This is a genomic window from Candidatus Methanoprimaticola sp. MG2 (assembly GCF_047501175.1).
GTDB lineage: Archaea > Thermoplasmatota > Thermoplasmata > Methanomassiliicoccales > Methanomethylophilaceae > Methanoprimaticola.
Genome location: NZ_JBEQWH010000002.1, coordinates 37,946 through 59,153, shown reverse-complemented (window position 1 = coordinate 59,153; position 21,208 = coordinate 37,946). Strand labels below are relative to the sequence as shown.

Sequence of the window (21,208 nt, the reverse complement as noted above, 5' to 3'; positions counted from 1 at the left end):
GATAACAGACAGGTGTTCTTATCCTACCGATGCATGGACGGGATTGGAATCATAAGCCATGAGGCCATACGGGAGGATGTTAACATGAGGCGGCTCAAGACCATCGACGAACTGTACGAGGAGGTGAAGGACTTCGGTCTGGTAATCACCAACGATGCACCGCTGGAGACCGCCATAAACGCCAGGATCCGGACGGCCAGGATAGGTAAGCTGGCCTACACCCCCCGGCACATCGCGATGGAGCTGGGGCCCGCCATACTCGGAAGGCCGTTCATGTCGGAGATGGAGCTGATCGCCGCGGTGTCCAAGGAGACCGGGCTCGGGCTGAGGCACGTGTACAGCGAGATCCTCAACATCAGGGACATCAGGACGCACACCGCCGACGTGAGGGCGTACATCAACACGAAGAACGCCAGGAGGATATACGAATCGTACAGGCGGATGCCGACCCTGGAGAGGGCCATGTCGGAGTTCGAGCCTGATGACAAGCGTGTCTCCTGGTTCTACGAGATCCCCGGCGGAGTGGCGATCGTCGGCGTAGAACTGTTCGACGACCTGGACAAGCACGTGGTCCCCAACCACATCGACGTCGAGTTCGTGGACATCTTCTCGGACGATGAGTTCCGCATAGACACGATATACGAGGTGGGGAACGACCGCCAGCTGGCAGAGAACGCCGCGGACATCGTCGCCAACGGGGACCCGGAGGACTTCGCGATAGTCCTGAACGCCGGCGGGGCGATAGCCGATGCCGTCAGGGCCGCCCTGTACCGTCGCGGGATTCCCTTCATCAACTCCCTGAACGTCAAGGACCTCGCCCAGATCAGGGATTACATCAGCTTCCTGTCCCTGTCCATGAGCTTCAACACCCTCCGTGTCAAGGATGTCAAGGAGCTGTTCTCCAACTACAACGGGTTCTTCAAGAGGAACCGCGAGGAGTATCTCCTTCACAGGCAGACCGAGGATGACATGATGGACAGGGCGTTCGAGCTGTGGACCACTATGAGGGACATCTTCGAGAAGGGGATGACATTCAACGATGTCAAGAACTCCGTCTGCGACGCATCCGCACGTCCGCAGGTTGGACTTCTGCTGGAAGAGCTCCAGATGTCCGATGTCATCGTCACTCCGGACAGATTGTCCGAGATAAGGTTCGCCGTGGAGAACATCCAGAACCTGAAGCACAACGAGCAGATCCCCGACAACGAGAGGAAAGGGGTCCTTCTCACAGACAGCAAGAACTCCGTCTTCGTCGACAGGCCCGTGATGATATACCTCGGCATGGAGCAGGAGTGGAACGTCCCGGTCGTGGGGAAGAGGCACCTGGACCCAGAGACGGAGGCCGAGAAGAACGCAATCCGTCTGCAGGCGCTGCTCCAACAGGGCCAGAGGCGCATATATTGCGTGAACTCGTTCAAGAACGGAGGGCCTGCCAGACCGTGCTCCACCTTCGACCTGATGGACGGAGGGGGAAGCTCAAGCTTCTCAGACCTCGCCGAATCCCTGGTCAGAGGGAGATGGGCCACGTCCTCGGAGGAGTTCATCCCGGACAAGGGATCGCTGGAACTGGACAACTCCAAGGAGTTCGACGAGGAGTTCTCCAAGTCGTCGTTCAACGCGTACGTCGCATGCCCCCGCAAGTACATGTTCAACTTCCTTCTCCCGTCCCCGGACAAGGACACCAGCGAGTTCGGCAACCTGATACACGAGTTCGCGGAACTGTACGTGTGCTACCCGGAAGTGGTCCGTGAGAGAGGGGTAGACTCCTTCGTAAACATGATCTCGGACCGCTATGCCGGACTCTCCACGCCGCTGATGGAGGACCTCGACTCCAAGAGGATCCGCATGGCGATGGTCAACACCATGAGGTACATCGACCTCCTGGATCCCGTGGCCGAGCTCAACGTATCCAACAAGGCGAAGCCGAATCCGAACAGGTTCATGCTGCAGCTCGGACTGGAGATGACCAGCGACATCTGCGAGGTGGACCATCATTCCGCCGGCCATCCCATACACGGATACTTCGATCTGCACCACAACGGCGCCATAATAGACTACAAGACGGGGAGGAAGAAGACACCCAAGGATATAGTGAGCGGGATGAGCCTGGATCAGATAGCCAGATATCCGGAGTTCCAGCCTATCATCTACCTAGCGCTCGCCGGGGACCTCGAGGATCCCGCGACTACGTTCTACCAGTTCTATGCCACCGAGAACGACGTGATCTCCGTGTCCGAGGACTATGATATCAGGAACAACGTCCGCACGATTGTGCTGTCGTCCGCGGACAGGGAGGCGTTCATGAGGTCCGAAGAGGCCGTCCGGATGCTGGAATCGTCCTTGAAAAAGGATGCGAAGCCGTATGCCCGCGGCATCCTGGGGATCCTCGACGACAGGATGCCATCAGATCCGGACAGTTGGAGCGAGGACGACGATGCGATCGACAGGGTCCTGGCCGTCATGGGCAAGAAGAGCGGCAAGACGAACCGTGACCTGGCATCCCACTCGCTTAGGAAACTGGCGGACCTTGCGACTGACCGCATGCCATCCATCGGGTCAGAGGTAGTCATCCTACCGGACACGTTCCGGAGCTTCCTGGAACAGCTCGACGCACTGCATGACACCGCCATGGGCCAGGCCTACACGGGATATCCCGCAGAGCCCAGAGGGGCGGTCGACTGCGCCGATTGCCAGTACTACCAGGCGTGCATGAGCATCCCGGCGAAGAACGACTCGGGAGAGGGGGGCGGTCACGATGAGTGACGGACTGAACCCTTCCCAGAGGGAGATCGCCGAGACGCTGGATGGGATGGTCGTCGTGGATGCAGGGCCCGGGACGGGGAAGACCCACACCATCGTCCAGCGCTATGTCAACCTGGTATCTAGGGAGGACGTGTCCCCCAGCGACATCCTCATGCTGACGTTCACGAAGAATGCCGCATCGGAGATGGAGGACCGCATAAGGTCCAGGCTCACGGAGAAGGGGATGCGCGAGGAGTCCAAGTTCATCCATGTGAAGACGTTCGACGCGTTCTGCCTCTCCGTGGTCATGGAGTCCCCCGAGGAGACGGGATCGCTATTCAGCATAGAGGAGAAGCTGACCCACGCCGCGGCCATGGTGGAGAACGAGACGCTGAACAGGGCGTACTTCAACTCCTTCCTGGACAACTTTCTAGACTCCCGTGGGGAGGACTACGGCAGATGGGCGGTCATAGCGAGTCAGATGCCGAAGGAGTTCTACAGCATCGTGAACAGGCTCATGGCCAGGGGCATATTCCCGATCAGGGGCACCGGATGGTTCGGAGGGGACAACGGGAAGGAGCTGACGGGCGACACCCAGCAGGTTCTCCATGACCTTCGCATGCTCAACGACGACCTCAATACCAGGGGGATGTCCAAACTAGCGAAGTCGTTCATGAGCGGCTTCGACCAGAACGAGTACGATGTGTTCCCGGAGGACAGGGATGCTCCCGCATACGACGACAGGACCCTGTCCGAATCCGCCGACGAGGACAGGTCCGACCTCCTTAGGTTCATCCACGACATCTATTGGCACTACATCCGCAGATGCATCTCCGACGACCGTCTCACGTTCGGTGTTACGGCGATGCTGGCATTCTCCGTGCTGTATTCGAACAGCGGGGTCCGTGCGATGAACTCGTTCAGGTACATAATCATCGACGAGTTCCAGGACACCAACGCCAGTCAGCTTATGATGACCCTGATGATACTGAAGGAGCCCAACCTCTGCGTGGTCGGGGACTGGAAGCAGGGGATTTACGGGTTCAGGTTCGTCTCGGTGGAGAACATCCTGGACTTCAGGAACAGGGCCGAGACCCTCAGAAGACAGTTGAACGACGATCAGAAGCGTGTGCAGTTCAGCATCCCTGATGTGAAGAAACTCGCCTTGAGGGAGAACTACAGGTCGTCCCAGCTGATCATCGACACATCGTTCGAGTGCATGAAGCTGAAGGGGAAGACGGACGATCCCATCGATCCGGACGAGGTCGAAAGGAACCTCGCACGTCTGAGTGCCAAGCACCAGGACGTGCTTGGAAGGAACACCGGGATATGGTATGTGAGATGCGATGGCAAGGAGTCCGAGGCGGAGACGGTCGCAAAGGTCGTCCGCGACTACATCGGGTCAGGGGACTATCGCATCGTCGATACCGGGACAGGAGAGGAGCATCCGGTCGGATTCGGCGACATAGCGGTCCTCTGCAGGAAGACCAGCTCCTGCAGGATGGTGCTGGAGACGCTGAACGGCCAGGGCATCCCCGCATTCATGCAGGGCGATGTGGAGGTCATGTCCACGCGCGAGGGGAAGCTCGCACTGGCATGGCTCAGATACCTCAACAACGAGCAGGACCCCTGGGGGTTCGTGCCGATCATGGTGGACATGGGATACTCCATGGTGGAATGTCGGAAGGCCCAGGACAGCAAGCGCGTCCCCCGCCAGATACACGCACAGAGGAAGGAGCTGTACGCGAAGAGACGCAGGGTTACGGAGCTGCTGTCATCGATATTCGGATGGTACGGGCTGGACAACGACATCACACAGACCATCATCACGATACTGTCGTCCGCGCACAGGAACTCCCTGCTCACGATATCCGACCTGATATCCATGATAGAGGAGGACATCTCCTCGAAGACATCCTATCCCGTGGACATGGACCTGGGCTCTGATGCCGTCAGGATCATGACGATGCACAAGTCCAAGGGCCTCGAGTTCCCCATCGTCATAATACCATATCTGGACGCCCATACCATGCCCTCCACCCAGGGGGACCGCGATGCGATCACCTTCGACCCGGTACGCGGGATAAGGTGCGGCAGGACCATCGGGGAGTACGGGGACTACTCGAAGATCGCCAAGTCCTGGAGGACGAGGATGGTCAGGGCCACCCGCGTCAGGGACTATGACGAGGAGCGCAGGCTGATGTTCGTGGCCGTCTCCCGCGCAAAGCAGTACGTGACCATGATATCCGGCGACCCTTCGCTGTTCATGAAGGGTCTCTCGGGAGAGAACTACTGCACCATCAGGGATGTCGAACTGGACGGGTGCGATCATGCCAAGGAGCTCATCCAGAGGCCGGACGTGTCAGGGTATGAGAAGCGCAAACCCGTCATGGGGGTACACAGCGTCATGCGCCTGGAGTTCGAGGACGGGATGGGCGGGATGTCCGACGCGGACGAGATCGGAGGTAAGGGCAAGGAGTACGGGACGGCGGTCCACCTCGAGGCCCAGTACCTCGAGCGCGGATTGGCACCTTCCGGCAGGTATCCCGTCGAGTCGGAGTACATACTCAGGAACGTCCTGAGCCGCAAGGGCATGGACGGCTTCCTCAAGTCGTTCTCCGAGGTCGAATGCAGACTCCCGGTGGAGAGCGCGGGATTCGCTCTCAGGGGGACCATAGACCTGCTGCTCCTGTTCGATGACCGCGTCGAGATACATGACTACAAGACGGACCTCACGGACCGCTTCCAGAGGGAGTATGAGCTGCAACTGTCTGTGTACGCCGAGACGGCCAGACAGTACTACAAGGGTCTTCCCGTTCGCTGCTTCATAGACTACGTCTCCCAGGGAAGGACCGTGGAGTTCGACCCCCTGACGATGGAGCGGATCGAGGAGATCGTCATACCCAGGGCCAGGGAGAACCTGCTGGATGAGTGAAGTTTCGCCCGAACCACTAATATACGATACCAGATTAGCTAGGATATCATGATGGGTCTCACCTCGGAGGAAGTCGCGAAACGGAAGGCCGAAGGGCTGGTCAACGATTCCGAGGTGAGGACCAGCAGGACCTACACGGACATATTCGTGAAGAACGCGTTCACCCCGTTCAACATCATACTGTTCGTACTGGGCATCCTGCTCCTCCTGTGCAACAACCTCATCAGTGCGGTGTCCGCCACGGGGATCATCATTGTCAACATACTCATCTCCACGATACAGGAGATGCGCGCCAAGAGAAGGCTCGACAAGATCTCCCTGTTGACGAGACCGCGCGTCACCGTCCTGAGGGACGGTACGGAGGTCACGGTGGACCAGAGCGAGGTCGTCAAGGATGATGTAGTCATCCTCAGGGCCGGGGATCAGGCCATGGTGGACGGCATAATCAAAGAGTGTCGCTCCGTGGAGATGGACGAGTCCCTTCTCACCGGGGAGTCCAGCACCGTCCGCAAGAAGGTCGGGGACGTCATATATTCCGGATCGAACTGCGTCATAGGGGAGCTCTACTACGTGGTCACCGGGTTCGGCGAGGATGCCTATGCATCGAAGATGCTCTCCAGCGCGAAGAAGTTCACGTCCAAGAAGACGCCTCTGCAGATGGAGACCGGCACGGTCACGAAGATGCTCATGGCCATCGCCGCGATACTCTTCGTCATCACGATCATCAGGTCGTTCTTCACCGATACCAGCTTCAATGACCTGCTCGAGACGGTCGTCCTCTGTCTCGACGTGGTCCCGATCGCGCTGTTCCTCCTGATAACCCTGACATACATGATCGCGGCCATGCGCATGGCCGACTCCGGAGTCTTGCTCCAGAGGTCCAGCTCGGTCGAGTCAATCAGCCACGTGGACACGGTCTGCATGGACAAGACCGGGACGATCACGACCAACAAGCTGCAGTTCGAATCCGCCGAGTATCTCATCCCGGAAGGGGATGCCAAGCATCTGATCTCCGTATTCACCGGGACGACGGGCAGCAAGAACCGCACCGTAGAGGCGCTGACGGCACAGTTCGGAGCGGTCGGCGTCCAGCTTACGGAGGAGGTCCAGTTCTCGTCCGAGAGGAAGTACAGCGCGGTACGCGTCGTTGACGGTTCGGACAGGTACACGCTATACATGGGGGCATGGACATCCCTCGCACCCCACGTGCAGCAGGCCGGCAACATCCCCGATGTCATAGACTCCGAGTCCCGCAAGGGCCTCAGGACGGTCGTCATGTGCAGAGGGGACGACCGCCCCCTGCACGATGCCGATGACAATCCGACGATCGGTCCGATGGAACCGTTCGCGGTGATATCCATCCGCGACGAGGTTCGTCCGGACTGCCGCGAGACCATCCAGGTGTTCCTCGACAACGGGATGGACCTGAAGGTCATCTCCGGCGACGACCCGGTGACGGTGGACTCGCTGTTCTCCATAGCCGGCATACCCGGGAAGAGGGAGATAGTCTCCGGGCCGGAGCTCGAGGCCATGGACCAGGAGCAGTTCAAGGAGACGGCCCTCAGATGCAACATATTCGGCAGGATGAAGCCCGAGAACAAGGAGAGGGTCATAGAGACGCTGAAGGCCGAGGGCCGTTACGTCGCCATGATCGGGGACGGCGTCAACGACGTCAAGTCCCTCAAGACCGCACAGGTCGGGGTCTCCCTGGAGTCGGGGTCCGGTGCGGCCCGCGGTGTAGCGGACATGATCCTGGTGAAGGACAACTTCGCGGCGCTCCCCAAGGCCCTCGTCGAGGGGAGGAGGACGGTGTCCGGGATGAGAGACATACTGAAACTGTACCTTACCCGCAACTTCACCCTCGCCGTGATGTTCGTCACCCTCTTCGTTCTGTTCGGCAAGATCCCAATGATCCCGATACAGAACACCTTCTACGCGTTCATCTCCGTGTCCATCATGGCGTTCTTCATGACGATATTCGCCAAGCCGGACGAGAACAGGGAGTTGATCCTCCCGGACGTCCTGAGATACTGCATCCCGTCGGCCCTTATGATCACGGCGTTCTCGCTCGCGGTCTACGGGCTCACGTGGTACGCTTCGGATGCGGGACTGCTCGTAATCGACTATGCGGCCATGGCGGAGAGGTTCGGGTACGCCAGCGAACAGGCGTTGATAGACCATCTGTCATGGCACAACTCCGGCGTGAGCGAGATCGCGGCCCGTTCAGCCATGGTCCTGTTCGCCTCGGTCGCCGGACTGCTGCAGATCTTCATAATCTGCCCCCGCTGGAAGTTCATGTCCTACGACGGAAGGACGAACAAGAGCATGGTGCCGATAGTCATCACGGCCCTCATACTCGCCCTGATCACATCGATGTACGCATTCTTCCCCGAGATAGCCGTGAATCTGGTAGGATTCACCCTGTTCCCTGCGGGATCGTACCTGTTGCTGCTAGGGTTCACGCTGCTGCTGCTCGCACTGGAGGTCCTGGTGATCAGGCGCAACCTCCTCAGGAGGCTCATCGACAGGTTCGAGGAGTACTACATGCAGAAGCTGAGCGAGGAGTACAGCAAGGGGGATGTGATCGAGGAGACGGATTCCATCCCGTCTATCCCGTCCCTCCGCAAGAAGGGTTGATCAGGGACGGTACTTGCCGATCCTGTTGAGGGCGATCATCAGATGGGAAGCCATCCTCGCGTCCGACAGGGCACGATGGTCCTGCGTCCCGTGGATTCCGGCAGGGTCACCCTCGACTATCTTGGAGTATGCATGGTCCAGCTTCGGATACTTGTATCCGGAGTAGTATTCGCTGGGGATCTTGCAGACATCCGTCGCGGCCTTCATTATGTCGTAGCACTCGATGAACCACCCGCGCATCGACCAGGGCTCCTCGTACAGGAACTTGCCGAAGTCGTAACCGGTGTTGTACGACGTGACGGGCTGTCTCCTGAGGATCCTGCGAACGTCCGCGATGACGGACAGCGCGGGGGGAGCGGACTCCACCATCTCCAGCGACATGTCCGTGTTCTCGAAGATCCAGGCGTTCTTCAGATAGTCGTCCCACTCCGAGGTGTCGTATCCCAGGACGGACGAGTACACATCCTCGACCGTACCCCTCTGCAGGTCCACGCGGCAGATGCCGACGTCGACCACGACATCCTTGGGGGCTCCCTCCAGGCCGGTTGTCTCCGTGTCCAGAACGAGGATCCCATCGAAGGCGTTCTCCTCCCCCACGATGCGGAACGAGTCCCCCTTGGAAGTCTTGATCCTCTCGTAGGTCATGAATCCGTCCATGGGCCGCCATACGGCTACCGCAAAAAACACTTACGGTCCGTGCATCGGGGGACCATGGAGTACGAACGCACCGTACGGGCCGAATTCGTCAGGAGGCCCAACCGCTTCGTGGCGGCGGTGGTCCTCGATGGCGACGAGATCCTCGTCCACGTGAAGAACACCGGCAGATGCAGGGAGATCCTGGTCCCCGGCGCGACGGTGATCCTGTCGGACTCCGGCAACCCGGACAGGAAGTACAGGTACGACCTCGTCGCGGTCTACAAGGGGGACCTCCTGGTGAACATAGACTCCCAGGCCCCGAACAGGGCGTTCGCATCGTATGCAAGGAAGAGCGGCATCTTCGGGAAGAGTCCCGAGGTACATCAGGAGAGGACCCATGGCGATTCGAGGTTCGACTTCTATGTGGAATCGGACGGTCGCAGGATCTTCGCCGAGGTGAAGGGGGTCACGCTTGAGAACGACGGCGTGTGCATGTTCCCCGATGCACCCACGGAACGCGGGACCAAGCATGTCCGCGGCCTCGTCGATTGCGTGAGGGAAGGGTTCGATGCGTACGTGGTGTTCGTCGTGCAGATGTGCGGGATGAGGTACTTCACGCCCAACCGCGAGACCGACCCGGTGTTCTCGGATGCCCTGAAGGAGGCGGAGAGGGGCGGCGTGAGGATAGTCTGCCTGGAATGCAGCGTATCGGAGAACGGGATGGAGATAATCGGGACGATCCCGTACAGGATGGACCGAGGTCACTCGTACTCGACTTCCTTCCTGACGGTCCCGCTGGGGTCCATCTCCTGAAGGGTCTTTATCATACGGATGTACTCCGAGACGGCCTTCTCCTGGTCGTTTATCATCTGATGCAGGAGGTAGATGTTCTTCATGGTGGCGTTGGCGTTCATGAAGCTGCCGTCCTCGGGCTCCTCGCGGATCATGGATATGACCATGGCCTTCATGGAGCGCGTCCCTGCGCGGGAGTCCTCGTAGCTGACGACGGCGTTGAGGGCGGCCTCCCCGTAGGAGGTCGCATTCAGGTACTTCATGGCCGCGTCCGCGACCTCGGGGTAGAACGTGAAGTCGACGTTCTCGATCAGCTTCTCGAAGAGGTCCCTGAGGACGCTCTGATAATGCGCGTACCTCCTGATCTTGGATATGCCCACGTCGGACACGAGCTCGGAGGGGCCGTACATGTCCCTCATGTCCTGGACGGTGAATGAGGAGTCCACCTGGAACTTGCGGACCTGCCTGCCGGCGGGGGTGATCACCATGTTCTTCCTCACCAGGTACATGTCGATCTCCGGGCTGATGAGGCGGTTGTACCTCAGGATCTTCCTGGCCTCATCCCTCTGTATGCGCGAGTCCCTGTTGCGGTTGACCAGCGTGTCCAGGCACAGGACCACGACGAACATCGCCAGGATGTTGCATCCCATGTTGTAGAAGAAGTCCCTGAACGTCCACTCCCCCTCGCCGAACAGCCATCCGATCAGGAAGAACGCCGCGCTGGAGACGATGATGACGAAGAAGGAGATCCACATGACGGAGAACTCGTGGCGCATCTCCACCCTGCTCGCCCTGGTCTTCTTGAATTCCGCGTCGAGCACGTTCTTGGCCGATGTGGCCGACGTGCCTATCGCATCCGATATCTTCTTGGAGGCACCCTTGAGACGCTCCGTCGGGACGGGTACCTTCGGGGCCCTCATATCCCACACCTGTCCCTCAGCACCTCTCTGATGGACGCCTGCGTCTCCTCGGCGGTCCCGGTGGTGTTGACCATGAACGTCTCGCATTCCGACAGGTATCTCCTGAAGAACTCCTCGCGCAACGCCATCTTGGCGTCGTCACGGACCAGCTGGTGGGGGTTGCAGTAGTCGTGGCATCTCAGGTACTCGAGGGCATCCTCCGCGTCCATGGGGGTGACCCCGGCCTCGCAGTCGTAGTCCCTCTTGAGCAGGAAGACGTAGCGCATGGACGTGCTGCGGATGACGGACCCCTCGCCCGCGACCCATCTGACGTTCCCGATCCCACGGCCCTTGTTGTCGAAGCGGACCTCCTTGACCAGCGGCCTGTACTCCTCCCACACGTCCCCGATGTCCGCATCGATGTAGCAGTTCTTCTCGGACCCCTCCACGGTGGGCCTGCCCGACCCGAAGGACACGAAGTACCAGTCGTCGGTGATCAGGTGGGTGTTCTCCCCTCTGAGAAGGCCCCACGACTGGGTCGTCTTGCCGGTCTTGGACGGCGCTATGAGCGTCACGCCCTTCCCGTCCAGGTCCAGTGCGGCCCCGTGGACGGAGTAGATGGAATGGGCGTCCTCCAGGATGTTCCCTGCGATCCCGAGGGCGATGCTCTTCACCCATCCATAGTAGTCGAAGTTGAACAGGAACATCGTCCTGGTGGCGACATCGTACTCGGCATGGAGGTCCGTGTCCGGATCGTCCATGCAGTATATCCTGGCATGCGAACGGACGTTGTCGGACATGTGATAGAAGTTGTCGGACCACATGTCGATGTAGTCCTTTTTCTCCGTGTAGAGCTGGACGCAGACGCCGTTTATGTCCGCCTTCATGGTGTAGAGGTTCAACTTGGAACATCTCGTCCTGAGCTCGCGGGAACGGTCGTCGCCTATGCAGACAAGCCTGTATGCCATTGCCGTTACTATCGCTGATTTCATTGATATACCCGCGCCACATCCATCACACATGTCAGGGCACTCAGTCATATCCGTGAGGACAGGAAGGGAGCAGATGGTGGACATCACGGACCGCGTCCGGGACATAGTCTCGGGAAGCGGTGTGACCGACGGGATGTGCACGGTGTTCTCCATGCACACCACCGCCGGCATAACGATAAACGAGAACGCGGACCCGGACGTCAAGACCGACCTGCTGTACGGCCTTGACAGGGCGTTCCCCGATCGCGACGAGTACAGGCACGCCGAGGGGAACTCCCATGCGCACCTGAGGACGTCATGCGTTGGGCCATCGGTGAACATCATCGTATCGGACGGCCGCCTGGTCCTCGGAACGTGGCAGGGGGTCTTCCTCTGCGAGTTCGACGGTCCTCGGACCCGTTCCGTCGCCGTCAAGGTCTGGGAGTGCTGAGCGGTCGGGACTATGACCTGGACCATATTGTTCCTGGCGCCCCATTCCGCAAGGTCCGCCAGTATCGGCAGTATGGACTCGCCCCTCTCGGACAGGGAGTAAGAGACCTTCAGCTTCCTGTCCGGGTACACGGTGCGTATTACCATGCCGTCGGCCTCCAGCTCCTTGAGCTGTTTGGAGAGGATCCTGGAGGAGACATCCCCGATCTTCCTCTCGAGCTCGGAGAACCTCATCGGACCGTATTTCGTCAGCATGCAGATGATCGTACACTTCCATCTGCCCTCTATGACGGACATGGCCGCGTCCAGACAGCAGTTGTACCTGGCGTTCGGCATACTCGATATGCATGTTCCGGAGTCCATGATGATGGTATCGCTTCGGTTCTTAATAACATTATGTAGGCGAATATTTATAATGAAAAACATATAGAGTCCTCTGAGGTAAAACATGTCTGAAGTAACAGCAATCATCGCTTCGCCCAGGAAGAACGGAAACGGGGCAACCATCGTCGGAAAGATGGTGGAGACCCTCGAGGCCGCCGGAAAGAAGGTCAACGTATTCTACCTGAACCAGCTCGAGAACGTCAAGGGATGCCAGGCCTGCATGGGATGCAAGAAGGCCGGGAAGTGCGTCAGGAAGGACGATCTCACCCCCGTGCTCGAGTCCATCGCCGAATCCGAGTCGGTCATCCTCTCCACCCCCGACTACTTCGGCCTCGCATGCGCCCAGTACAGGACCCTCGAGGACCGCTTCTACGGATACGTCGGGATGAAGGACGGGAACTTCGTCGCCAACATCCCCGAGGGGAAGAAGGTCGCAGTGGTCGTCACCTCCGGGTCCGGGGCCGGTGCGGACAACATCGAGAAGGGCATCGGCGGCGTCATGAGCGGATTCCTTAAGTGCGAGATTGTCGGTTCCATCAACTACAAGGAGGGCCCTTCCGGACCCGCCAAGGACAATGCCGAGGTCCTCGCGGAGGCCGCGGCACTGGCTGGAAAGCTCTGAACAATGGAGTGAGACAGGATGGGAATCGCAATCATCTACGCAAGCGGAATGACGAAGCACACGAAAGAGGTGGCCGAGTACATGGCCAGGGAGTTGAAGGCCGACATCTTCAACCTCAAGCAGATCACCAAGATCAACATGACCGACTACGACACGGTCCTCTTCGGGACCGGCGTTCACGCGGGGAAGCCCTACAAGCCCCTCGTCCAGTTCCTCGAGGCCAACAGGGACGCCCTCGCCGGTAAGAAGACCTACCTCTTCATCGAGTGCATGTACAACGACGAGAAGGGAGACGCCCAGCGCGACAAGATCGCGGAGCAGCTCGGCATCCCCGACGCGGTGTACTTCAACACCAAGAGCGATGAGATGAACGAGGCCGGATTCCCAGCCGCAGTCGACGAGTTCATTGCGAGGCTCCGATCCGGATGAGCTTGCCTCTGCTTCCGATCGTCGCCGTGTACGTCCTCGTGAACGTCGCGGTGTTCGCGATGTACATCTGGGACAAGCACAAGGCGAAGGCCGACAAATGGCGCACCAAGGAGTCCACGCTCATAATCGGAGCGCTCTTCGGACCCTTCGGCGGCGTCCTCGGCATGGAGCTGGCCCACCACAAGACCAGGAAGCTCAAGTTCAAGCTTGTCTACCTGTTCCTGGTGGTCCACATACTCGTCATCGGATATCTGATCTACAACGGAACGATATCGTTCTGACCAAACATGGCCCGTAAGGGCCTTTCTCCTTTTCTCCGACCGATGGGACCGTTCCCCTATCGGTCACGTACGAGCTCACGGCACTCGGGAAGGATCTGATCCTGGAGTTGGACGGCCTCTACAACTGGGGAAGCAACCACAGGAACGGGAGCGAATACACTGCCGGCAACGACTCGTGAGGGATTTTGTCCCCCATATGTGGCTTGACGCGATCGATGCAAACATCATTGGATTCGTGCATCGGTATCCCGATGGAAACAGCAATCCTGGTTGCATCCCGGGGTCATAACGGCTTACGGACGACGAGCTTCTGTGAGATCTCAGCCTTATCAGGATGGTGTGACCGAAGCTCCTCAGGAACGGATCCGAATCGGAATGGTACGGACTCAGGACATTCCCGGATCGACAGCGAATCGCAGAAGATGTAGGGGTGAGTGATCGAGGGACCACATCCCCCAGTGAGTCGCCGAGGGGGCGACCTGCAACGTCTTTACCGATGATTGAGCTTAAATACCCTGTGCTTGGAACGCCTGACCCATCGGAGTGCCGCCAAGGTCACATCAGGTCCAGGCCGTGGAGCTTGCGGACGTCCGTCTCCATGCCGGGCTGTCCGAGCAGGACCACGCGGCTGTCCTCACGCTCGTTGATGATGGACATGCCTATCCTCTGCCCGAGCTGGTTGGAGAAGTCCTTCACCTCCGCGAACGACGGCATGCAGTCTATGGTCAGCCTCGTGCGGGAACCGCCGACGAACACGTATCCCTTGGGCTCCACCAGGTCCGGGTCCGCGATCCTGTCCAGGGCCGCGTACTCGTCCAGCCATCCGAAGTTCTCGTTCTTCACAAGCGTGTGACGGATGACCGTCCTCGTGTCCAGGGATGGCAGGAGCTCGAGGGTGCGCATGATCCTCTCCCACCCGTCGGATATCTTCGGACGGCAGACCCTCCTGTACACCTGGGGGTTCGGTGCCGCCACGGTGACGTAGAGCTGCATCGGGAGGACGTCCAGGGACTCCAGCCTCTCCGGGTAGGTGCCGTTGGTGACCATGAACGTTGTCATCCCGCGGCCGTGGCACTCCTTCAGGAACTCGGACAGGTACGGATAGGTTATCGGCTCCCCGGCCAGGGATATCGCGACCTGGTTGGGGTTCCTGGCCTCCTCGAACCTCTCCATGTCGCACCTGGGGTCGCCCTTGAACCCGGACACGAGCTTCCTCTGCTGCTCGATCAGGTTGTCGAGCATGTCCTTGGGCTCCGCCCATTCCTTCACCTCGAAGTCGTGCTCCTGGACCCTCCAGCAGAAGGTGCAGCGGTGGCTGCACTCGTTGATGGCGGGTGTCATCTGGAGGCACCTGTGGGACTGGATGCCGTAGAAGTCCTGCTTGTAGCAGTGGCGCTCCCTCAGCATGCTCTCCTTCATCCAATGGCACAGTTTGACGGCGGAGTGGTCGTTGTACAGCCTGTACTGCTGCTTGATCAGGAGATCGCGGTAACCTTCTTCCATGGTATCAGAAATCGAATAGGCTGCGTTGAGCCTTTGGTCTGCTTTCGGGGGCCTTCGGTTCCGGCTCGGGCGCGGCCGGGGGCTCGACCCTGACCGGCGCGTCGATACGGACCGGCTCGGGCGCGGGCATCGATGCGCGGGATGCCAGCGCGCGCTCCTCCAGGATCCGCTCCGCTTCGGACATGGCGGCCTTCACGTCCTTGGAGTCGGACTTCTTCCCTATCAGGAATCCCAGCTCGTTCTCGTCGAGACCGACGTCGGCCACTAGGCCCGCACGGAGCGCCGGGTCGGCAACGGCGGCCTGGGACAGGTACGGGACCACGTCGCGGTCCACGCGCGACGCGGTGGTGTGCATGGCCGCGGCCAGCTTCAGCTCCAGGGTGCCCTTGGTGCCGCGGATGCCCCTGCTGCGGGACATCTTCGTCATGTACCCGGGGAACCTCATCCTCTCCCTGCCGACCTTGTCGGACATCTTGGACGATGCGAGGCCGATGGACATGAAGTCCGACGCGTACGACCAGAACCCGAAGTACTGGCGCCTCCCCGCACGTCCGAGATAGATCGCCGCCTTGGAGAGCTTGTCGTACCCGCGGACCAGGTCCCCCGGGTCCAGGAACTCCGTGGGGAGGTTCTCGTCGATCCAGAGGAGCTTCGTCGGCGGGTCCTCGTCCACCTCGCGCAGGGCCCTGCGGGCGCCTGCCGGGTCGGTCCTGCGGTAGACCGCGGAGAGCATCCCGAACAGGTCGGTCCTGCTGTCCCGGTGGGAGAGCCCGTCGGACATCTCCTTGGTGACCGAGTCCTGGCCTATGGCCATGGACTCCAGGTTCCTCACGGCCGCGCGCATGTCCCCGGACGCGTTCTCCGCGATGGCCTCCATGGCCTCCGGGTCCACCTCGACGCCCTCCTGCTCGGCGATCCTGTAGAGTGCCTTTGCGATCGTCGAGGCCATGGGCCTCTTGAACGTTATCTGCAACGTCTTCGTCTTTATGGCGCTGCTCTTCCTGCTGAGACCGTAGAAGTCGTTGACTATCAGTATGACCGGCTGCTTAGTGGTGGCTATCAGCTCGTTGACGGCCGGTATCGCACCGCGGTCGTTGTTGCCGAAGAAGTTGTCCGCCTCGTCCAGGACGATGAGCTTCCTCCCCCCGGACCCCGCGTCCAGATAGGAGCCGTCGGAGTCGAAGGTGTTGGACTGGGACCCGCGCACGGCGATCCCCTCGATGGCCGACCCCTTCCTCTGGTCCGATGCGTTCATCTCCACGATGCCCCAGCCCATCTCCCTCGCCAGCGCCTCGGCGGACGTGGTCTTGCCCACGCCCGGAGGGCCCATGAGGACGACCGCGCGCATCTCGGGGATGCCGGACTCCCAGGACCTGGCCCACGCGCGCAGCGTGTTCACCGCGGTCGGGTTGCCGATGATGCCGTCAAGCGTCTGAGGGCGGTACTTCTCGGTCCAGTCCGGCATCGGCCCTCCCTCGTGTACGACAGGCGGAGTATGTCCATCGCCTGGTAGAAGAAGACGCATATCGTCAGCACGGTCAGGAGCAGCGAGCTCGGGAACGGCTTCCATCCTCCCAGGTACCAGAGCACCACGGAGATCACGAGGAACATGATCCCGCGGGAGTACTGCCTCAGGACGAAGTGGCCCAGGCCGAAGACGTTGAAGAACCCGGGGATCAGGGCCAACATTATCGCCAGGTTGGCGTTCTTTCTGGGCCTCATGACGCCCTGCGATGCCGTTCCCGTACTGATCTTCGAACCGCACCTCCCGCAGTAAAGGTCGTCGGGGCCGAGCGGTCCTCCGCAGCTCGGGCACTCCCCGACCGTCCTGCCGTCGTTGACGACGCGGGCGTTGGAGCGGAGGCTGCCGCAACGGGGGCAGAAGTCCATGTCCGCGGGTATGACGCCGCCGCACTCTCCACATATCAAGGTCATTCGATCAAGCTCCCCGAAGGTGCATCCTGTATATACCGTCGGACACCTCGACCTCGATCGGCTCGCCGTATAAATCGGATACTTTATCATCGGTCAGGAGCTCTTCCTTCGGACCATCCGCGAAGATGGCCCCGTCGCGGACCATCACGACCCTCCTGACGCTGGATGGTATGTCCGTGAGCTCGTGGGTGACCATCACTATGCTCACCCCGGTCCCGATGAGTATGTCGAACATCGCCCTGAACTTGGACCTCATGACTATGTCCAGCCCGGTCATGGGCTCGTCCAGGACCAGGAGGTCCGGCTTGGTCACGAGCGCCCTCGCGATCAACGTCCTCCTCATCTCCCCCAAGGAGAGGTTCTCGGTCGGGCGGGACATGAGGTCCTCTATCCCCATCGTGACCGCCGCCTCGAGGGCCGCCCTCCTCATGTCGTCCGTGAGCGAGTGATTCCTGAAGACGTCCAGGCTGTTGAAGAAACCGGAGCACACCACCTCGGCCACGGTGGTGTCGGCCCTGAACATCGACTGGAGGTCCATGGAGACGACGCCCATCCTACCGCGCACCTCGAACAGGTTCCAGCGGTCCTGGCCGAATATGCGCATGACGGCCGGGCTGTCCTCGTCGTAGTAGGGACGGATGTCCCCGCGCAGGAGCTTTATGAGTGTGGTCTTGCCGGAGCCGTTGGGACCGATGACGGCGACGTTCTCGCCCTTGAAGATGTCCAGGTCTATGCCGCTCAGGATGCGGTCGCCGCCCCTGACCACCGAGACGTTCCTGAGCTCCAGCGCCTTGTCCATGCTGACACGAATACCGCGGGATACTTAACCCTCGCGAAGCGGTCGCAGGTCGGATCGCACGTCGGCGGGGGATGCGGTGCGGATGAGCTTGTCGACGGACATCAGGAGGTCGGCCACCTGCGAGCCCATGTCGGAGAGGTTGACGATGGTGGACCTGGACACGGGGTCCATGTACTGGACGACCAGCCCGGTGCTCTCCAGGGCGTTCAGCTTGTCCGGCATGCGGGGGTTGGACGACACGCCCTCGTAGATGTCTATCTTGCGGCTCGGACCGTTGGTGGCCAGATACAAGATGATGGAGATCATGTGCTTCTCCTCGAAAATAGCAGCACCGGTGGTCTTTCTTTGAGCCATTGTCTATCACACGCCATCCTGCCAATACACACAAAGGTTTGTGTGCTTGGCAGGATGACGCAACATCCTATTTAAGTTCTGTTTTTTGAAATTAAGAGTGTTTCTATTGTTCACGAAACATCGGGTTCCGCGGAGGCCGTCCTCCTCTCCATGATCAGCATCACCGCCATGGCGATTATGGACAGGGGGAGGGAGATGATCAAGGGGTCCGCGGACGCCAGTATGGAGTCCGGGAACAGCACGGGGCTCCCCGTCAGGAGCTGGCAGATCGGCAGGAACACGCTGGTGCCCTTGTTGATGAACAGTGCGAGGAACAGGTAGGACCCGGTGCCCACGGCGATGCTGGCCAGGGCGGCCTTCTTGCAGGGCCTCTTGGAGTACAGTCCGTGGAAGTATGCGGGCAGGAGCGCGGCAGCGGTCATCCCCATGAAGACCGACGTGGCCTTGGCGATGATGTCCTTGGGCATCAGGTAGCAGTACACGACCATCAGAACCATGATCACCACGATACATACCCTGTTGAGGTTGATGCTCTGGGAGTCGCCCTTGAGCCTTCCCTTCCAGTTCTGGTACAGGGTGAACAGGTCGTACCCTCCCGCGGCCCCGATGGTGTGGAGCAGCGCGCTGATCGTGGAGATCGCGGCGCATACCAGGGACAGCAGGAACAGAGACACGAATATGTCCCCGAAGGTCGCGTTGGAGAAGATCTCCAGTATGAACTGCGGGATGATGAAGTCGGTCCCGAGGCCGAGGCCGGTGATGTAGTCGAACGCTATGGTCCCGTGCTCGTTGAAGAAGTACACGTTGCTCAGGGACCCGACCGTGTAGGCGGACCCGACGATGACCATCATGAATATCGACCCGACCAGCAGGGACTTGTTGAGGTCCCTGTCGGTCTTGGCGGACATGAAGCGGACGGCGAGCTGGGGCTGGGTGAGCGCCCCAATGCCCACACCGAGCAGGAACGTGGTCACCACGGTCATCCACTCCATCGACCCGAAGTCGGAGAAGCTGGTCCATCCGTTGAATCCCGGGAGCGTCCCGTTGGCGGACTCCCCGACGGTGCCCCAGAGGTCCCCGAGGCTGGTGTTCGCGACGGTCACCCCTCCGAAGTAGGAGAAGGTGACGAGGAGGATGACCACCATTCCCGCGAACATGATCGCGGCCTGGAGGGCATCGTTGTACATGACCGCGATGATCCCGCCGTACACGACGTAGACGGCTACTATGACGGACAGTGCGATCAGTATGATGTCGTAGTACTCGTTCAGGCCGGTGATGGTGGCGAGCGAGTTCACCCCGCCCTTCAGGACGGCCGCGGCGTAGATGGGCATCATCACGATGATGAGCACCGCGGTGAACCCGCGGATCCCCTTGGAATGGTATATCTTGCCGAGGAGGTCGGCGAACGTGGACGCGCCGTACTCCCTGCCCTTGCGCCTGGTGCGCCCTCCGAAGACGAGGAACGCCACGATGAGTCCGACGAACAGGTTGAGGAAGCACAGCCACATCAGCGACATACCGTGGACGGCGGACTGTCCGCCGAACCCTATGACCGCGGACGCGGAGAGGAAGGTGGAACCGTACGAGAGGGCGAGGATGACCGGCCCGGCCTTGCTCCTTCCGAGAAGGAACTCCTCGTTGCTCTTGGTGTTCTTGTAACCGTACCATCCGAGGACGAGGGTCACCACGACGAAGACGGCGACCATGGACCCGAACGTGACCAGATCGACACCGTCACTCATCTTCCTCATCCTCCGCCCTTATACCTCTGATCACAGCATATCCGCAGCAGAAGATCACGCTCAGTATGCTGAGAACATATCCTCCGATTATCCATGGGTCGGTCAGTCCGAAGAACGCCATTTTGTCACCGTATGTACCGTGCTAACACTTAGCACGCTAATCCGAGCATGTGTCTCTGGTACTTAAAGGGTGATGATTGGACATATGGTCCATCTGCCGGCTGTTTCATTCAGCATCCATAGATGAGACCGAATACCCCTGTGTTCCAGCACATCAGACTTTATGTCGGAAATGCTAATCGAAAGTTCTGACATATATCGGGACATACCCCTTGTCGATAAGTAGCACACCCATGGCACTGCACCTTTATGGTGTACCCAGGAGTCCATGCCTATTTTTCGGATTCACAAGTTACCGTCCGTCCATGAAACCACATCCGATCCCAAAGAGACCGATGCAATCCGGGATATATCTCCCGCATACGAGGATTGACCGACCAGGTCGTTGAGATTAAGTCACCTGGCGGATAGAAGATATTGATCTTCTCAGCATACTCATGACGAGTGTTTCAACCGTGTGTGAGGGAATACCCATCGTGCACATACATTCCATAGTGTTTTTAATGAGGTCGCATATTGGGGTGTCGTCTGGCTTGACCGGGGCGCTTGGCGTGCCCTATACCCGAAATCGTCAATACGCGGGGGTGACAGCAGGGGACGGCCCAGCTGAACAGTTCAAGCCCATCGAGCGACAATGAAATCTTGTCCTGCAGAGTCGGAGTTTGCGACGAATACGGCCGGAGGGTCGCAGTTCACGCATCAACCGGGGGAACCGGGTCAGGTCCTGACGGGAGCAGCCTCACTCCGGACTACTGACGTTTGCGGGGTGGCAGGGTCGAGGAGCAGAATGGCAAACTTGGACCGAGAGGCTAGGTCAACCCCTGTGGTCAGGCACTTATTCCCGATTATTCCATGTTTCCCGATGAGAAACAACATGTTTTCCTGATACACGCACCGAAGAACCGCCACGCAAGGGTTTATATCGATGGACCGTTGGGCGGTGACAGGCATTGTGTATACCTGAGTACGGAGAG

Annotated in this window: 17 protein-coding genes, 1 other RNA gene and 1 pseudogene; 9 read left to right on the top strand and 10 right to left on the bottom strand. The window is 59.7% G+C overall.

Going from position 1 to position 21,208, the window contains the following annotated elements:
• Positions 1 to 84 precede the first annotated feature (84 nt).
• From V5D86_RS01665 to V5D86_RS01655, 3 genes are read left to right on the top strand one after another with little or no spacing between them, the layout of a single operon-like run.
• Complete coding sequence (locus V5D86_RS01665) at positions 85 to 2,763, top strand: PD-(D/E)XK nuclease family protein (RefSeq protein WP_414594961.1); 2,679 nt, start codon at positions 85 to 87, stop codon at positions 2,761 to 2,763.
• Positions 2,756 to 5,677 carry a UvrD-helicase domain-containing protein gene (locus V5D86_RS01660; RefSeq protein WP_414594960.1) on the top strand — a complete coding sequence of 974 codons (2,922 nt, stop codon included), beginning with the start codon at positions 2,756 to 2,758 and terminating at the stop codon, positions 5,675 to 5,677. Before V5D86_RS01665 ends, V5D86_RS01660 begins: the two co-directional genes overlap by 8 nt.
• Before the next feature lie 48 nt (positions 5,678 to 5,725).
• On the top strand, positions 5,726 to 8,314 hold the full coding sequence (locus V5D86_RS01655; protein WP_414594959.1) for an HAD-IC family P-type ATPase: 2,589 nt from the start codon (positions 5,726 to 5,728) through the stop codon (positions 8,312 to 8,314).
• Here V5D86_RS01655 and V5D86_RS01650 read toward each other — a convergent pair whose 3' ends face one another.
• Complete coding sequence (locus tag V5D86_RS01650) at positions 8,315 to 8,971, bottom strand: exonuclease domain-containing protein (RefSeq protein ID WP_414594958.1); 657 nt, start codon at positions 8,969 to 8,971, stop codon at positions 8,315 to 8,317.
• A 54-nt stretch (positions 8,972 to 9,025) separates the two neighbouring features.
• Here V5D86_RS01650 and sfsA point away from each other — a divergent pair, with 54 nt between their 5' ends.
• Complete coding sequence (sfsA, locus tag V5D86_RS01645) at positions 9,026 to 9,763, top strand: DNA/RNA nuclease SfsA (RefSeq protein ID WP_414594957.1); 738 nt, start codon at positions 9,026 to 9,028, stop codon at positions 9,761 to 9,763.
• Here sfsA and V5D86_RS01640 read toward each other — a convergent pair.
• The gene (locus V5D86_RS01640; protein WP_414594956.1) at positions 9,712 to 10,662 is read right to left on the bottom strand and encodes a hypothetical protein; all 951 of its coding nucleotides are present in this window, start codon (positions 10,660 to 10,662) and stop codon (positions 9,712 to 9,714) included. The genes sfsA and V5D86_RS01640 overlap by 52 nt on opposite strands.
• Positions 10,663 to 11,661: 999 nt before the next feature.
• Between V5D86_RS01640 and V5D86_RS01635 the strand changes: the two genes are divergently transcribed.
• The gene (locus V5D86_RS01635; RefSeq protein WP_414595144.1) at positions 11,662 to 12,063 is read left to right on the top strand and encodes a secondary thiamine-phosphate synthase enzyme YjbQ; all 402 of its coding nucleotides are present in this window, start codon (positions 11,662 to 11,664) and stop codon (positions 12,061 to 12,063) included.
• Between the two features lie 38 nt (positions 12,064 to 12,101).
• Here V5D86_RS01635 and V5D86_RS01630 read toward each other — a convergent pair.
• Positions 12,102 to 12,359 (bottom strand): annotated as a pseudogene (locus V5D86_RS01630) (winged helix-turn-helix transcriptional regulator); the annotation flags it as partial.
• A 151-nt stretch (positions 12,360 to 12,510) separates the two neighbouring features.
• On the opposite strand from V5D86_RS01630, the gene V5D86_RS01625 reads away from it, so the two are divergent.
• Genes V5D86_RS01625 through V5D86_RS01615 form a run of 3 tightly spaced genes read left to right on the top strand, consistent with a single transcriptional unit; the run spans position 12,511 to position 13,778 of the window.
• Complete coding sequence (locus V5D86_RS01625; protein WP_414594955.1) at positions 12,511 to 13,068, top strand: flavodoxin family protein; 558 nt, start codon at positions 12,511 to 12,513, stop codon at positions 13,066 to 13,068.
• Positions 13,069 to 13,086: 18 nt separating this feature from the next.
• Positions 13,087 to 13,497 (top strand): flavodoxin family protein, encoded by a 411-nt coding sequence (locus V5D86_RS01620; protein WP_414594954.1) that lies wholly within the window; start codon positions 13,087 to 13,089, stop codon positions 13,495 to 13,497.
• Positions 13,498 to 13,499: 2 nt separating this feature from the next.
• Positions 13,500 to 13,778: a DUF1294 domain-containing protein gene (locus tag V5D86_RS01615; RefSeq protein WP_414594953.1), complete on the top strand. Its 279-nt coding sequence runs from the start codon at positions 13,500 to 13,502 to the stop codon at positions 13,776 to 13,778.
• A 555-nt stretch (positions 13,779 to 14,333) separates the two neighbouring features.
• Here the strand turns inward: V5D86_RS01615 and twy1 are convergent.
• The 7 genes from twy1 to V5D86_RS01580 form a co-directional block, all read right to left on the bottom strand.
• The gene (gene twy1 / locus V5D86_RS01610) at positions 14,334 to 15,281 is read right to left on the bottom strand and encodes a 4-demethylwyosine synthase TYW1 (protein WP_414594952.1); all 948 of its coding nucleotides are present in this window, start codon (positions 15,279 to 15,281) and stop codon (positions 14,334 to 14,336) included.
• A 4-nt stretch (positions 15,282 to 15,285) separates the two neighbouring features.
• On the bottom strand, positions 15,286 to 16,746 hold the full coding sequence (locus V5D86_RS01605; RefSeq protein WP_414594951.1) for a replication factor C large subunit: 1,461 nt from the start codon (positions 16,744 to 16,746) through the stop codon (positions 15,286 to 15,288).
• Positions 16,677 to 17,216: a zinc ribbon domain-containing protein gene (locus V5D86_RS01600; RefSeq protein ID WP_414594950.1), complete on the bottom strand. Its 540-nt coding sequence runs from the start codon at positions 17,214 to 17,216 to the stop codon at positions 16,677 to 16,679. Before V5D86_RS01600 ends, V5D86_RS01605 begins: the two co-directional genes overlap by 70 nt.
• 4 nt (positions 17,217 to 17,220) lie before the next feature.
• Positions 17,221 to 18,015, bottom strand: coding sequence for an ABC transporter ATP-binding protein (locus tag V5D86_RS01595; protein ID WP_414594949.1), 795 nt, complete (start codon positions 18,013 to 18,015; stop codon positions 17,221 to 17,223).
• Between the two features lie 24 nt (positions 18,016 to 18,039).
• Positions 18,040 to 18,369, bottom strand: coding sequence for a hypothetical protein (locus V5D86_RS01590; RefSeq protein ID WP_414594948.1), 330 nt, complete (start codon positions 18,367 to 18,369; stop codon positions 18,040 to 18,042).
• Between the two features lie 110 nt (positions 18,370 to 18,479).
• Entirely contained in the window at positions 18,480 to 20,114 is a 1,635-nt protein-coding gene (locus tag V5D86_RS01585) for a sodium:solute symporter family protein (RefSeq protein WP_414594947.1), read from the bottom strand.
• On the bottom strand, positions 20,107 to 20,235 hold the full coding sequence (locus V5D86_RS01580) for a hypothetical protein (protein WP_414594946.1): 129 nt from the start codon (positions 20,233 to 20,235) through the stop codon (positions 20,107 to 20,109). The genes V5D86_RS01585 and V5D86_RS01580 overlap by 8 nt, the downstream gene beginning before the upstream one ends.
• Before the next feature lie 524 nt (positions 20,236 to 20,759).
• On the opposite strand from V5D86_RS01580, the gene ffs reads away from it, so the two are divergent.
• Positions 20,760 to 21,068, top strand: an RNA gene (ffs, locus tag V5D86_RS01575) — signal recognition particle sRNA.
• Positions 21,069 to 21,208: the final 140 nt, after the last annotated feature.

Excerpts from the sequence above, each read along its gene's own strand:
- V5D86_RS01665 (WP_414594961.1), top strand. The coding sequence starts at position 85 with ATGAGGCGGCTCAAGACCATCGACGAACTGTACGAGGAGGTGAAGGAC.
- V5D86_RS01590 (WP_414594948.1), bottom strand. The coding sequence starts at position 18,369 with ATGGCTCAAAGAAAGACCACCGGTGCTGCTATTTTCGAGGAGAAGCAC.
- V5D86_RS01655 (WP_414594959.1), top strand. The coding sequence starts at position 5,726 with ATGATGGGTCTCACCTCGGAGGAAGTCGCGAAACGGAAGGCCGAAGGG.
- V5D86_RS01605 (WP_414594951.1), bottom strand. The coding sequence starts at position 16,746 with ATGCCGGACTGGACCGAGAAGTACCGCCCTCAGACGCTTGACGGCATC.
- V5D86_RS01660 (WP_414594960.1), top strand. The coding sequence starts at position 2,756 with ATGAGTGACGGACTGAACCCTTCCCAGAGGGAGATCGCCGAGACGCTG.
- V5D86_RS01595 (WP_414594949.1), bottom strand. The coding sequence starts at position 18,015 with ATGGACAAGGCGCTGGAGCTCAGGAACGTCTCGGTGGTCAGGGGCGGC.
- V5D86_RS01620 (WP_414594954.1), top strand. The coding sequence starts at position 13,087 with ATGGGAATCGCAATCATCTACGCAAGCGGAATGACGAAGCACACGAAA.
- twy1 (WP_414594952.1), bottom strand. The coding sequence starts at position 15,281 with ATGGAAGAAGGTTACCGCGATCTCCTGATCAAGCAGCAGTACAGGCTG.
- V5D86_RS01600 (WP_414594950.1), bottom strand. The coding sequence starts at position 17,216 with ATGACCTTGATATGTGGAGAGTGCGGCGGCGTCATACCCGCGGACATG.
- V5D86_RS01585 (WP_414594947.1), bottom strand. The coding sequence starts at position 20,114 with ATGAGTGACGGTGTCGATCTGGTCACGTTCGGGTCCATGGTCGCCGTC.
- V5D86_RS01635 (WP_414595144.1), top strand. The coding sequence starts at position 11,662 with ATGTCAGGGCACTCAGTCATATCCGTGAGGACAGGAAGGGAGCAGATG.
- sfsA (WP_414594957.1), top strand. The coding sequence starts at position 9,026 with ATGGAGTACGAACGCACCGTACGGGCCGAATTCGTCAGGAGGCCCAAC.
- V5D86_RS01650 (WP_414594958.1), bottom strand. The coding sequence starts at position 8,971 with ATGGACGGATTCATGACCTACGAGAGGATCAAGACTTCCAAGGGGGAC.
- V5D86_RS01580 (WP_414594946.1), bottom strand. The coding sequence starts at position 20,235 with ATGGCGTTCTTCGGACTGACCGACCCATGGATAATCGGAGGATATGTT.
- V5D86_RS01640 (WP_414594956.1), bottom strand. The coding sequence starts at position 10,662 with ATGAGGGCCCCGAAGGTACCCGTCCCGACGGAGCGTCTCAAGGGTGCC.
- V5D86_RS01625 (WP_414594955.1), top strand. The coding sequence starts at position 12,511 with ATGTCTGAAGTAACAGCAATCATCGCTTCGCCCAGGAAGAACGGAAAC.